The following is a 12,600-nucleotide window of genomic DNA, read 5'->3' as shown; positions in this document are numbered from 1 at the left end:
CGTTCCGCCCCGGCCGGGGCGGAACGGACGGTCACTGCCGGTAGCTCTCCAGGAAGCGGCCGATCCGGGAGACGGCCGCGTCCAGGTCCTCCGCTCTGGGCAGGGTGAGCACCCGGAAGTGGTCGGGGCGGGCCCAGTTGAAGCCGGTGCCCTGGACGACCTGGATCTTCTCCCGGAGCAGCAGGTCGAGGACGAACCGCTCGTCGTCGTGGATCCGGTGCACCTCGGGGTCCAGCCGGGGAAAGGCGTACAGCGCCCCCTTCGGCTTGACGCAGCTGACGCCGGGGATCTCGTTCAGCTTCTGCCAGGCCACGTCCCGCTGTTCGTGCAGCCGCCCGCCGGGCAGCACCAGGTCCTCGATGGACTGGCGGCCGCCGAGCGCGGCCTGGATGGCGTGCTGCGCCGGGGCGTTGGGGCACAGCCGCATGGAGGCGAGCATGCCCAGCCCTTCCAGGTAGTCGCGGGCGTGCTGCTTGGGGCCGGAGACCAGCAGCCAGCCCGAGCGGAAGCCCGCCACCCGGTAGGCCTTGGACAGTCCGCTGAAGGTGAGGCACACCAGGTCGGGGGCGAGGGCGCCGACGTGGTGGTGGACGGCGCCGTCGTAGAGGATCTTGTCGTAGATCTCGTCGGAGAGGACCAGCAGCCCGTTGCGGCGCGCCAGGTCGAGGATGCCCTCCAGCAGTTCGCGCGGGTAGACGGCGCCGGTCGGGTTGTTGGGGCTGATGATGACGACGGCCTTGGTGCGGGAAGTGATCTTCGCCGCCATGTCGTCCAGGTCGGGCAGCCAGTCGGCCTGCTCGTCGCACACGTAGTGCACGGCCTTGCCGCCCGCCATCGTCGTCACGGCCGTCCACAGCGGGAAGTCCGGTGCCGGGATGAGGATCTCGTCGCCGTCCTCCACCAGCGCCTGCACGGCCATGGAGACGAGTTCGGAGACGCCGTTGCCCAGGTGGATGTCGTCCACGTCGGCGTCGGGGAAGCCGCGCTGCTGGTAGTGCTGGGCGACGGCGCGGCGGGCCGACAGGATGCCGCGGGACTCGGTGTAGCCGTGCGCCTGGGGGAGCATCCGCACCATGTCCTGGATGATCTCCTCGGGCGCCTCGAAGCCGAAGAGCGCGGGGTTGCCGGTGTTCAGCCGCAGCACGCTGTGGCCGGCCTCCTCCAGCGCGTCGGCCTGCTCGATCACCGGACCGCGGATCTCGTAGCAGACCTCGCTGAGCTTGTTCGACTGCCGGAACTCCATGCTGCCCCACCCTCCTGGTCCAACCCTGGTTTCTTGGTTCTACCAAGTCGACACTTGGAAAGTCCAACCACATGTCTACACTGAGCGGCATGCCGAGCCACGCCAGCCAGCCGAGTCCCGGGCGCACCCGCCGCAGTTACGACCAGTTCTGCGCCACGGCGCGCGCCCTCGACTCGGTGGGGGACCGCTGGACCCTGCTCATCGTCCGCGAACTCCTCGCCGGACCGCGCCGCTACACCGACCTGCACGCCGACCTGCCCGGCGTCAGCACCGACGTGCTGGCGGCGCGGCTCAAGCACATGGAGGGCGAGGGGCTGGCCGAGCGGCGCCGCCAGCCGCGCCCCGCCTCCGGCCACGTCTACGAACTGACCGAGCGCGGCCGTGCGCTGCTGCCCGTGCTGACCGCGCTCGCCTCCTGGGGAGCCCCCGCGCTGGGCGCACCACGCCCCACCGACGCGGTACGCGCCCACTGGTGGGCCCTCCCGCTGCGCGACGCGGTGGGCCGGCTGACCGGAGCCGGCGCGGCCGCGCTCATCGAGGTCGTCCTGCCCGAAGGGGCGTTCCACCTGCGGGTGGGCGACGCGCCGGACGGGCCGCTGTACGGCGAGGGCCCGGCGGACGACGCCGAGGCACGGCTGGAACTGGACACGGAGGCCTGCGCGGCCCTCGCGGACGGCTCGCTGGCACTGGCCGACGGCATCCGGGCCGGAACGGTGCGGGTGACGTTCCCGGACGGCGGCCGGGAGGGACCGCTGGCGCACGCGCTGGACGCGGCGGGCTGAGCGCCCTCCCGCCGGCGCCCCGGACGCGGGGCACCCGGGCAGGACACGAGAAGGGCCGCGGACCACACCCCGCGGGGTGCGGGCCGCGGCCCGACCGGTGACCGGCGCCCGCTGTGCGGGGCGCCGGTCCCGGCTGCGCTCAGGCGCCGATCGGATGCCAGACGGTCTTCGTCTCCAGGAAAGCCGTCATCCGCTCCAGCCCCGGCTCGGCCGCCCAGTCGACGCCCTCCGGCGCCGGACGCAGCACCCGCTTGAGGTTGTCCGCCGCGGCCCGCTCCAACTCCGTGGCCGCCTCCGGGTCCGCGCCCGCGAGGTCGATCGCGTTCACGTCCTGATGCGCGGCGAGCGGCCGGGCGAGTTCGGCGGTACCGCCGGAGAGCACGTTGACCACACCGCCGGGCAGGTCGGAGGTCGCCAGCACCTCCGCGAGGGAGAGCGCGGGCAGCGGCGCGTCCTGCGCGGTCACGACGACGGCCGTGTTACCGGTGACGATCACCGGCGCGAGGACGGAGACCAGACCCAGCAGCGAGGCGTTCTGCGGCGCCAGTACCGCCACCACACCGGTCGGCTCGGGGGTGGAGAGGTTGAAGAACGGGCCCGCGACCGGGTTGCCGCCGCCCACCACCTGGGCCACCTTGTCCGACCAGCCCGCGTACCAGACCCAGCGGTCGATCGCCGCGTCCGTCCGGGTCTGCGCCTTCGCCTTCGACAGGCCCTCGGCCGCGGCCACCTCGGCGGCGAACTGCTCGCGGCGCCCCTCCAGCATCTCGGCGACGCGGTAGAGGATCTGGCCGCGGTTGTAGGCCGTCGCGCCCGACCAGCCGCCGAACGCCTTGCGGGCGGCGACGACCGCGTCGCGGGCGTCCTTGCGGGACGCGCGGGGGGCGTTGGCCAGCCACTGGCCCTTCGCGTCGGTCACCTCGTACACCCTGCCGCTCTCGCTGCGGGGGAACTTGCCCCCCACGTACAGCTTGTAGGTCTTCAGCACGGACAGCCGTGCGCCCCGTGCCGGGGATGTACGTGCCTCAGGCGTGCTCAAGGTAGGCCTCCAGACCGTGCCTGCCACCCTCGCGGCCGTAGCCGGACTCCTTGTAGCCGCCGAACGGCGAGGTCGGATCGAACTTGTTGAAGGTGTTGGCCCAGACGACGCCCGCGCGCAACTGGTTCGCCAGCTTCAGGATGCGCGAGCCCTTCTCCGTCCAGATGCCCGCCGAGAGCCCGTAGGGCGTGTTGTTGGCCTTCGCGACCGCCTCCTCGGGCGTGCGGAAGGTGAGCACCGAAAGCACCGGGCCGAAGATCTCCTCCTGCGCGATCCGGTGCGCCTGGCCGACGCCGGTGAAGACGGTGGGCGCGAACCAGTGGCCGCGCTCGGGCAGCTCGCACGGCGGGGACCAGCGCTCGGCGCCCTCGGCCTCGCCCGCCTCGGCCAGCTCGGTGATCCGGGCCAGCTGCTCGGCGGAGTTGATGGCGCCCACGTCGGTGTTCTTGTCCAGCGGATCGCCGACCCGCAGGGTGCGCAGCCGCCGCTTGAGCGCGTCCAGCACCTCGTCGTGCACCGACTCCTGCACCAGCAGCCGGGAGCCGGCGCAGCACACCTGCCCCTGGTTGAAGAAGATCCCGCCCACGATGCCCTCGACCGCCTGGTCGAGCGGGGCGTCCTCGAAGACGATGTTGGCGCCCTTGCCGCCGAGTTCCAGGGTCAGTCGCTTGTCCGTACCGGCGACCGTCCGTGCGATCTCCTTGCCGACGGCGGTCGATCCGGTGAACGCGACCTTGTGCACGTCCGGGTGGCCCACCAGGGCCGCGCCCGTCGCGCCGTCGCCCGTCACGATGTTGACGACGCCGCTGGGCAGTCCCGCCTGCCGGCAGATGTCCGCGAAGAACAGCGCCGAGAGCGGCGTCGTCTCGGCGGGCTTGAGCACCACCGTGTTGCCCGCGGCCAGCGCCGGGGCGATCTTCCAGGCGAGCATCAGCAGCGGGAAGTTCCACGGGACGACCTGCGCGGCGACCCCGAGCGGCCGCGGATCGGGTCCGCAGCCGGCGTAGGAGAGCTTGTCCGCCCAGCCCGCGTAGTAGAAGAAGTGCGCCGCCACCAGCGGCAGGTCGGCGTCCCGGGTCTCGCGGATCGGCTTGCCGTTGTCCAGGGTCTCCAGCACCGCCAGTTCGCGGGAGCGCTCCTGGACGATCCGGGCGATCCGGAACAGGTACTTCGCCCGCTCGGTACCGGGCAGCGCCGACCAGGTCTCGAACGCGGCGCGGGCGGCGCGTACCGCCGCGTCGACGTCGTCCGCCTGGCCGTAGGCGACCTCGGACAGCACCTCCTCGTCGGCCGGGGAGTGCGTCGTGAACACCTTGCCGCCGGCGGCCTCGCGGAACTCCCCGTCGATGAACAGGCCGTAGGACGGTGCGATGTCGACCACGGACCGCGACTCGGGCGCGGGCGCGTAGTCGAACAGTGTCGACGTCGTCGACCCGGACTGCTGGTCGTTCATGGCTCAGTCCACCGTTACGTAGTCGGGGCCGGAGTAGCGGCCGGTAGCGAGCTTCTGCCGCTGCATCAGCAGGTCGTTCAGCAGGCTGGAGGCGCCGAAGCGGAACCAGTGGGGGCTGAGCCAGTCGTCCCCCAGCGTCTCGTTGACCATCACCAGGTACTTGAACGCGTCCTTGGCCGTGCGGATGCCGCCCGCGGGCTTCACGCCCACCTGCTGCCCGGTGGCGGCGCGGAAGTCGCGGACGGCCTCCAGCATCAGCAGCGTGTTCGGCGGCGTCGCGTTCACGGCCACCTTGCCGGTGGAGGTCTTGATGAAGTCGGCGCCCGCCAGCATCGCCAGCCAGGAGGCCCGGCGGATGTTGTCGTAGGTGGCCAGCTCCCCGTTCTCGAAGATCACCTTCAGGTGCGCCGACCCGCAGGCGGCCTTCACCTCGCGGATCTCCTCGAACACCTGGAGGTAGCGGCCGGCGAGGAAGGCGCCCCGGTCGATCACCATGTCGATCTCGTCGGCCCCGGCGGCCACCGCCTCCCGGGTGTCCGCCAGCTTGACCGCCATCGAGGCCCGGCCGGAGGGGAACGCGGTGGCGACGGACGCCACGTTGATCCCGTCGGCGCCCAGTTCCGTCAGCGCCTGCCGTGCGGTGGCCGCCATGTCGGGATAGACGCAGATCGCGGCGACGCGCGGCGCGGAGCGGTCACCGGGGTCGGGACGTGCGCCCTTCGCGCACAGGGACCGCACCTTGCCCGGTGTGTCGGCGCCCTCCAGCGTCGTCAGGTCGATCATCGAGATCGCCAGGTCGAGCGCGTACGCCTTGGCGGTCGTCTTGATGGAACGGGTCCCCAGCGCGGCGGCCCGGGCTTCCAGCCCGACCGCGTCGACACCGGGGAGCCCCTGCAGAAAGCGGCGGAGTGCGGCATCGGAGGTCGCGACGTCGGAGAGGGAGCCCCTCCCCGCGTCGCGAGGGGCCGCATCGGTAGGCATGCTCACCAGGGCACCATATCTACGCGCGTAGGAGCTGTCACCCCATGAGCCCCGCCTTCTTCCCTCCGGCCCGTCGGGGGGTCCGGCGACCGCTGTCCGGACGGGCGCTCTTCGATGCCGTACCGCAATGTCCGTCATCCGGACGGTCCGGCACAATCGTTCGCATGACGAGCGAGGACAGCGAGGGCACGGGCGAGGGCGAGGACCGCGGCGGCGCGGCGGACGGCGACCGGGCGGCCGGAGCGGAATCCGGCAGTGCTTCCGGCTCCGGCGCGGACACCGGTTCCGGGAGCGGCTCCGGCTCCGGCTCCGGTGGCGAAGCCGGCCCCGGAGACGCCGGCGGCCCCGGGGCCGGGTCCCCGGCCGAGGGAGCCGAGGGACAGGAGTTCCCCGACCGGGTGTACCGGTCGGCCGGGGGGATGGCGGGCGGCATCGTCCTGCTCGCCATCGGGCTGTGGCTCGCCACCGACGCGGTCATCGGGGGCGAGGGCCGGACACCGTGGCTGACGCTCGCCGCGCTGCTGTGCGTCGTGCCGCTGGTCGTCGCCTTCACCCTGCGTCCCGCCGTGTTCGCGGGGGAGCGGCGGATGCGGGTGCGCAACCCGTTCCGCACCATCGAGGTGCCGTGGGGAGCCGTGGAGTCGCTGCGGGCCGGGTACTCCAGCGAGGTGCTGGCCGGAGGCGCGAAGTACCAGCTGTGGTCCATCCCCGTCTCGCTGCGGGCCCGCAAGAAGGCCACCCGGCACAACGAGCGGATCGGTTCGGGGCGGCCGCCCGCCACCGGACCCGGCGGGATGTTCGGCGGACGCGGGGCACCGAACGTGGGTCCGGACGCGTCGGAGCTGCGGGAGAAGCGGGCCGCCTCCGACCAGTCCGTGGACGAGCTCCGCGAACTGGCCGAGACCCACGGCCGGAAGGAGGCGGCCCAGGGAGAGGTCGCCGTCCGGTGGTCCTTCGAGGTCATCGCCCCGGCGGCGGCGGGCGCCGTGCTGCTGGCCGTGCTGCTGGCGACGGGCTGACCCGGCGGCGGCGCGCGGGTGCGGATGCGCCCGGCCGCCCGGAGGTGCGCCCGGCCGGTCGGCGCGCCCCGCCCGGTGGGTGCCGGCCGGCCGGTGGGCACGAGCCGCGCGGGCCGCGGCCTCCGGCGGGCCCGCGGACGCTAGTCCTCCTGCTGAACCCGGTCGACCAGCGACCGCGCCTCCGCGGGGGACAGCTCCACGCCGAAGGTGCCGGCCAGCAGTGCGGGCAGCTCGTGCGGATCCACCGTGCGCTTCTCGTCCGGCTCGCCGCCCGTCGCGGCGGTGGCCGCCGTGGTCGTCGTCCAGGTGAGGCCGTCGAGCTGGTCGGTGCGGTCGGCGCGGATGCGCTGGACGAAGAGGCGCCGGTTGAAGGGGGAGTGCGGGCCGGTGGCGATGAAGTGGTTGCCGACCTCGTTGTCCACCGGGTACTGCGGGGTCTCGGTGAAGGTGTGCCGCACCATCCAGCCGCCCCGGCCGTCGGGCTGGTGCAGCGCCCAGCCGTCCGCGCCCGGCGTGATCTCCGTACGGCGCAGCAGGAACGGCCGCCCCTCGATCGTCACCTCGTTGCCGTCCACCAGCTCGATGGGGGCGAGCGGGCCGGCGCCGAAGCCGACGTCGGCCAGCAGGCGGCGTCCGCCGACGTCGACCAGCAGCATGGCGTGCGTCGCCGGAAGGATCTTCTCCGCACCCAGTTGCACCCGTCCGGCCAGCGCCGTGAAGCGGAATCCGAGCCGCTCCAGCACCGCCGCGAAGAGGGCGATGTGCTCGTAGCAGTAGCCGCCGCGGCCCCGGCGGACGAGTTTGTCCTGCACCGCGGCGAGGTCGAGCGAGACCGACCGGTACAGGAAGCTGTCCAGGTTGTCCCAGCGCACGGAGAGCACATGCGCGCGGTGCAGCGCGCGCAGCGTCGCCTCGGTGGGGCTGTGTTCCCCCTCGTACGTCAGTCGTGCGAGGTAGGCGTCGAGGTCGAGCTGTTCGCCGTGCCACATGGTCGTCGGTCTCCCCGTTGCGTGTGGTGTGCCCGGACTTCCCCGAGCCGGGGCGGTGCCCCTGTCCACGCAACCCGCGCGGCGGGGCGGCTGTTCCCCGCGACAGCCGCCCCGCCATGCGGACGGTTCAGAACCCGGTGGCCCGCTTCAGGTCGTCCTTGATCCGCTCCAGCACCCCGGCCGCGCGCTCCCGCGCGGCGCCGAGACCGGCCGCCGTGCCGGCCTCCGCACCGGTGGCCGTCCCGACCGGGGCGACGACCTCCAGGTAGCACTTGAGCTTCGGTTCGGTACCGCTGGGCCGCACCACGACCCGGCCCCCGGCGATCGGTCCCGCCGCGCCGTCGCCGCGGTCGCCGTCCGTGCCCCCGAGCCGGTAGCGCAGTCCGTCCGTGGGCGGGAGGGCCGCGCTGCCCCGGTTCAGGTCCTCGGCCTGCGCCACGGACAGCCCGCCCAGCGCGGTCGGCGGCTGGGCACGCAGCCGCTCCATGGCGGAGGCGATCAGCGACAGGTCCGCCACCCGCACCGAGAGCTGGTCGGTGGCGTGCACGCCGTGCTCGACGTCGAGTTCGTCCAGCAGGTCCGACAGTGTGCGCCCGGCCTGCTTGAGCTCGGCGGCCAGCTCGGCGACGAGCAGCGCCGCGGTGATGCCGTCCTTGTCGCGGACGCCCCGCGGGTCGACGCAGTAGCCCAGCGCCTCCTCGTAGCCGTAGCGCAGCCCCTCCACCCGAGCCAGCCATTTGAAGCCGGTCAGCGTCTCGGTGTACGGCAGCCCGGCGGACTCGGCGATCCGGGAGAGCAGCGAGGAGGAGACGATGGTCGTCGCGAGGGTCCCGGCGGCGCCCTTGCGGATCAGATGGGTGGCCAGCAGTGCGCCCACCTGGTCGCCGCGCAGCATCCGCCAGCCGCTTCCGGCCGCCGCGTCGGGTACGGCCACGCCGCAGCGGTCCGCGTCCGGGTCGTTGGCGATGATCACGTCGGGGCGTTCGCCGTGCTCGGCCTCCCAGGCGCGGGCGGTCGCGTACGCGCGGTCCATCGCGCCGGGTTCCTCCGGGTTGGGGAACGCGACGGTGGGGAAGTCCGGGTCCGGCTCGGCCTGCTCGGGCACCGGGACGGGCCGGGGGAAGCCCGCCCGTTCGAAGGCGAGCTGCGCCGTCCGGTGGCCGACGCCGTGCAGGGCCGTGTGCACGACCCGCACCGCGCGGGCCGAGCCCGCGCCGAGCACGGCCCGGGTGCGGGCCAGGTAGGCGTCGTGCACCTCGTCGCCGAGCACCTGCCACCCCGACTCGGGGCGCGGCACGCCCGCGAGCGGGCCGACAGCGGCGATGGCATCCGCGATCTCGCCGTCGGCGGGCGGCACGATCTGCAGGCCGTCGTCCAGATAGACCTTGTAGCCGTTGTCGCGCGGCGGGTTGTGGCTGGCGGTGACCATGATCCCGGCGGCCGCGCCGAGCTGCCGCACGGCGAACGCCAGCACCGGGGTGGGCAGTGGCTCGGGCAGCGTCGCCGCGCGCAGCCCGGCGCCGGTCATGACCGCCGCGGTGTCCCGGGCGAAGTCGGCGCTCCGGTGCCGTGCGTCGTAGCCGATCACGACCAGCGGCGCCTCGCCCTCCGCCGGGTGCGGGAGGCGGGCGCGCAGATACGCGGCGATGCCGGCCGCCGCGCGGATGACGACGGCGCGGTTCATCCGCATCGGTCCCGCGCCCAGCTCACCGCGGAGTCCGGCGGTGCCGAACTGGAGGGTGCCGGCGAACCGGTTCCGCAGCTCGGCCAGGTCGCCGGCCCCGAGCAGCGCGGCGAGTTCCTCGCGGGTCTCCGGGTCCGGGTCCTCGGCCAGCCAGTCGCGGGCACGGGCGAGCAGCGCGTCGTCCGATCCGGGCGCGGGCGCGTCCGGTGCGGCTGTCGCGCCCTCCCGCAGGCTGTCGGTCATCTTCGTGGTCCTGCCTTTCAGGTGGGGCTGGGGAGCCCGGTGGGGCTGAGGGGCCGGTGGGGCTGAGGGGCCCGTGGGCCCGGGGAGAGCCGCCCCCGGGATGGTCCGGGGCGGCCCCGGCCGGTCAGAGCCGCTCGAGCACCTCGCCGAGCAGGGTGCCCATGCGCACCGCGGAGTCGCGGCCGGCCTGCAGGACCTCCTCGTGGTTGAGGGGCTCGCCCGTCATCCCGGCGGCGAGGTTGGTGACCAGGGAGACCCCGAGCACCTCGGCGCCCGCCTCGCGCGCGGCGATGGCCTCCAGGACGGTGGACATGCCCACCAGGTCGCCGCCGATGGTGCGGACGTAGTCGATCTCCGCGGGGGTCTCGTAGTGCGGGCCGGGGAACTGGACGTAGACGCCCTCTTCCAGGCTCGGGTCGATCTCCTGGCAGAGCGCGCGCAGCCGCGGCGAGTACAGGTCGGTCAGGTCGACGAAGTTGGCGCCGACGATCGGCGAGGTGGCGGTGAGGTTGATGTGGTCGCTGATGAGGACCGGCTGGCCCGGGCGCATGCCGGTCCGCAGCCCGCCGCAGCCGTTGGTCAGCACGATGGTCTTGCAGCCCGCTGCCACGGCGGTGCGCACCCCGTGCGCGACGGCCGCGACCCCGCGGCCCTCGTACGCGTGTGTACGGCCGAGGAAGACGAGCGCGCGCTTGTCGCCCACCCGGTGCGAGCGGATCTTGCCGGCGTGGCCCGCGGCGGTGGGCGGCGGGAACCCCGGCAGCTCGGTGATCGTGAGCTCGTGGTCGGCCGCGCCGAGCGTGTCGGCGGCGGGGACCCAGCCCGAGCCCATGACGAGCGCCACGTCGTGGCTGTCCTCGCCGGTCAGCGCCCGCAGCCGGGCGGCGGCCTCCTCGGCGGAGCGGTAGGGGTCGTCGGCAGCGTGAGTAGTGGCAGATGCGTTCACGCGACGAGGGTAGCCCGTTATCTCCTACGCGCGTAGACGTGCGGTGCAACTCGTTCGCAAGTCCGGACGAACACACGGGCGACAGCGGGAGCGGGTGGGGCGCGTGTGGAGAATCCGTCGGCCCGCTGCGCTAGCGCGCAGCCGCTAGCACGGTCGCTTGCGGAGCTCCATGACGTAGTCGTGCGGGGCGCCGGCGGACTCGGCGGCGTCGGCGATGTCCCCCAGATAGCGGGCCGAGGGCAGGCCGCCCTCGTAGCCGTTGAGGACGTAGCACCAGGCCGGCTCCTCGCCCTCCAGGGTGTGCACCCGCACCCGCATCCGCCGGTATATGTCCAGGCCCACGCCCTCCCAGCGGTCCATCGAGTCCTCGTCCATCGGTGCGATGTCGTACAGCGCGACGAAGATCTGGGAACGCGGTGCCTCCACGAGGGTGGCCAGTGCGCCGTCCCAGCCCATGTGCTCGCCTCCGAAGGTGAGCCGCCAGTCGGTGAGCCAGCCGGTGCCGCGGAGGGGGGAGTGCGGGGCGCGGCGGGCCATCAGGCGGGCGTCGAGGTTGCCGGCGTAGGCGGCGTAGAGCGACATCCCACGAGGGTAACGGCGGCCCTCGCGGGACGGGCGTTTCCCGGGACCGCGCCCGGTGGGCCGGGCGGCGCGGGCGGAGCGCAGACCCGCCGGGGCGCCGGACCGGCGCGGAGGGGGAGCACCCCCCGGCGGGTCCGGACCTGACGGGTGCGGGACAATGGAGCATGTGACTCGGATCGTGATCATCGGTGGTGGCCCTGGCGGATACGAAGCGGCGCTGGTGGCGGCGCAACTCGGCGCGGAAGTCTCCGTCGTCGACTGCGACGGCCTGGGCGGTGCGTCGGTGCTCACCGACTGCGTGCCGTCCAAGACGCTGATCGCCACGGCCGAGGTGATGACCAACTTCGACTCCTCGTACGAGGAGCTGGGCATCCGGGTGGAGGACACCACCCACGACCCGGACGATCCGGCGCGCGTGGTCGGGGTCGACATCCGCAAGGTCAACCGGCGGGTCAAGCGGCTGGCGCTGGCCCAGTCGCACGACATCACGGCCTCGGTCACCCGGGCGGGCGGCCGGGTGGTGCGCGGCCGCGGCAGGCTGGAGCCCGGCCAGGCCACGGACGGCTCCCGCGTCGTGACGGTCACCGCGGCGGACGGCAGCCAGGAGCAGCTCACCGCGGACGCGGTGCTGATCGCCACCGGCGGCCACCCGCGGGAGATCCCGGACGCGCGCCCGGACGGCGAGCGCATCCTGAACTGGACGCAGCTCTACGACCTCCAGGAGCAGCCCGAGGAGCTGATCGTCATCGGCTCCGGTGTGACCGGGGCCGAGTTCGCGGGTGCCTACCAGGCGCTGGGCTCGCAGGTCACGCTGGTCTCCTCGCGGGACCGGGTGCTGCCGGGCGAGGACCCGGATGCGGCGGCGGTGCTGGAGGACGTCTTCCGGCGCCGCGGGATGAACGTGATGAGCCGCTCGCGTGCCGCCTCGGCGCAGCGGGTGGCCGCGGCCGGCGGCCCGCCGAAGGCGGACGGCGACCGGGTCGAGGTCACGCTCCAGGACGGCCGGACGATCACCGGTACGCACTGCCTGGTGGCGGTCGGTGCCATTCCCAACAGCACGGACATGGGGCTGGAGGAGGCCGGGGTCCGGCTCAAGGACTCGGGGCACATCTGGACCGACAAGGTCTCGCGCACCTCGGCCCCCGGCGTCTACGCCGCGGGCGACTGCACCGGGGTCCTCGCGCTCGCGTCCGTCGCGGCGATGCAGGGCCGGATCGCGATGTACCACTTCCTCGGCGACGCGGTGAACCCGCTCGACCTGCGGACGGTCTCCGCGAACGTCTTCACCGACCCGGAGATCGCGACGGTCGGCTACAGCCAGGCGGACGTCGACAAGGGGGCCATCGAGGCCCGTGTCGTCAAGCTTCCGCTGCTGCGCAACCCGCGGGCCAAGATGCAGGGCATCCGGGACGGCTTCGTGAAGCTGTTCTGCCGCCCCGGCACCGGCATCATCGTGGGCGGGGTGGTCGTCTCGCCGCGGGCCAGCGAGCTGATCCATCCGATCTCGATCGCGGTTGACAACAATCTGACCGTGGAGCAGATCGCCAACACGTTCACCGTGTATCCGTCGCTGACCGGCTCGATCGCCGAGGTCGCCCGTCAGTTGCACACCCGCAAGATGACCGAACTGCACTGAACC

The 12,600-nt window shown here is 73.5% G+C and carries 11 protein-coding genes; 3 read left to right on the top strand and 8 right to left on the bottom strand.

Features of this window, described 5'->3' with window-relative positions:
• Positions 1-31: 31 nt before the first annotated feature.
• Positions 32-1,243, bottom strand: coding sequence for a pyridoxal phosphate-dependent aminotransferase (locus tag A949_RS0119700; protein ID WP_019357744.1), 1,212 nt, complete (start codon positions 1,241-1,243; stop codon positions 32-34).
• A 71-nt stretch (positions 1,244-1,314) separates the two neighbouring features.
• Here A949_RS0119700 and A949_RS0119695 point away from each other — a divergent pair, with 71 nt between their 5' ends.
• The gene (locus A949_RS0119695; protein ID WP_051019563.1) at positions 1,315-2,025 is read left to right on the top strand and encodes a winged helix-turn-helix transcriptional regulator; all 711 of its coding nucleotides are present in this window, start codon (positions 1,315-1,317) and stop codon (positions 2,023-2,025) included.
• Positions 2,026-2,164: 139 nt separating this feature from the next.
• Here the strand turns inward: A949_RS0119695 and A949_RS0119690 are convergent, their stop codons facing one another.
• From A949_RS0119690 to deoC, 3 genes are read right to left on the bottom strand one after another with little or no spacing between them, the layout of a single operon-like run.
• On the bottom strand, positions 2,165-3,064 hold the full coding sequence (locus tag A949_RS0119690) for an aldehyde dehydrogenase family protein (protein WP_078565478.1): 900 nt from the start codon (positions 3,062-3,064) through the stop codon (positions 2,165-2,167).
• Positions 3,051-4,517, bottom strand: a complete 1,467-nt coding sequence (locus A949_RS0119685; RefSeq protein WP_019357741.1) for an aldehyde dehydrogenase family protein — start codon at positions 4,515-4,517, stop codon at positions 3,051-3,053. Before A949_RS0119685 ends, A949_RS0119690 begins: the two co-directional genes overlap by 14 nt.
• 3 nt (positions 4,518-4,520) lie before the next feature.
• A complete protein-coding gene (gene deoC, locus A949_RS0119680; RefSeq protein ID WP_026004837.1) occupies positions 4,521-5,498 on the bottom strand; it encodes a deoxyribose-phosphate aldolase in 978 nt (325 codons plus the stop codon).
• 164 nt (positions 5,499-5,662) lie between these two features.
• Here deoC and A949_RS33945 point away from each other — a divergent pair, with 164 nt between their 5' ends.
• A complete protein-coding gene (locus A949_RS33945; protein WP_019357739.1) occupies positions 5,663-6,517 on the top strand; it encodes a PH domain-containing protein in 855 nt (284 codons plus the stop codon).
• 140 nt (positions 6,518-6,657) lie between these two features.
• On the opposite strand, the gene A949_RS0119670 is transcribed toward A949_RS33945, so the two are convergent.
• The 4 genes from A949_RS0119670 to A949_RS0119655 all read right to left on the bottom strand — a co-directional run bounded on the left by A949_RS0119670 (position 6,658) and on the right by A949_RS0119655 (position 10,961).
• The gene (locus A949_RS0119670) at positions 6,658-7,506 is read right to left on the bottom strand and encodes an arylamine N-acetyltransferase family protein (RefSeq protein ID WP_019357738.1); all 849 of its coding nucleotides are present in this window, start codon (positions 7,504-7,506) and stop codon (positions 6,658-6,660) included.
• Between the two features lie 127 nt (positions 7,507-7,633).
• Positions 7,634-9,433, bottom strand: coding sequence for a phospho-sugar mutase (locus tag A949_RS0119665; protein WP_019357737.1), 1,800 nt, complete (start codon positions 9,431-9,433; stop codon positions 7,634-7,636).
• A 124-nt stretch (positions 9,434-9,557) separates the two neighbouring features.
• A complete protein-coding gene (locus A949_RS0119660) occupies positions 9,558-10,379 on the bottom strand; it encodes a purine-nucleoside phosphorylase (RefSeq protein ID WP_019357736.1) in 822 nt (273 codons plus the stop codon).
• 144 nt (positions 10,380-10,523) lie between these two features.
• A complete protein-coding gene (locus tag A949_RS0119655) occupies positions 10,524-10,961 on the bottom strand; it encodes a gamma-glutamylcyclotransferase (protein WP_019357735.1) in 438 nt (145 codons plus the stop codon).
• 157 nt (positions 10,962-11,118) lie between these two features.
• Between A949_RS0119655 and A949_RS0119650 the strand changes: the two genes are divergently transcribed.
• Positions 11,119-12,597 (top strand): NAD(P)H-quinone dehydrogenase, encoded by a 1,479-nt coding sequence (locus tag A949_RS0119650; protein ID WP_019357734.1) that lies wholly within the window; start codon positions 11,119-11,121, stop codon positions 12,595-12,597.
• Positions 12,598-12,600 lie beyond the last annotated feature (3 nt).

The sequence above is a fragment of the Streptomyces sp. AA1529 genome (genome assembly GCF_000280905.1).
GTDB lineage: Bacteria > Actinomycetota > Actinomycetes > Streptomycetales > Streptomycetaceae > Streptomyces.
This window is presented reverse-complemented; position numbering and strand designations above follow the sequence as displayed.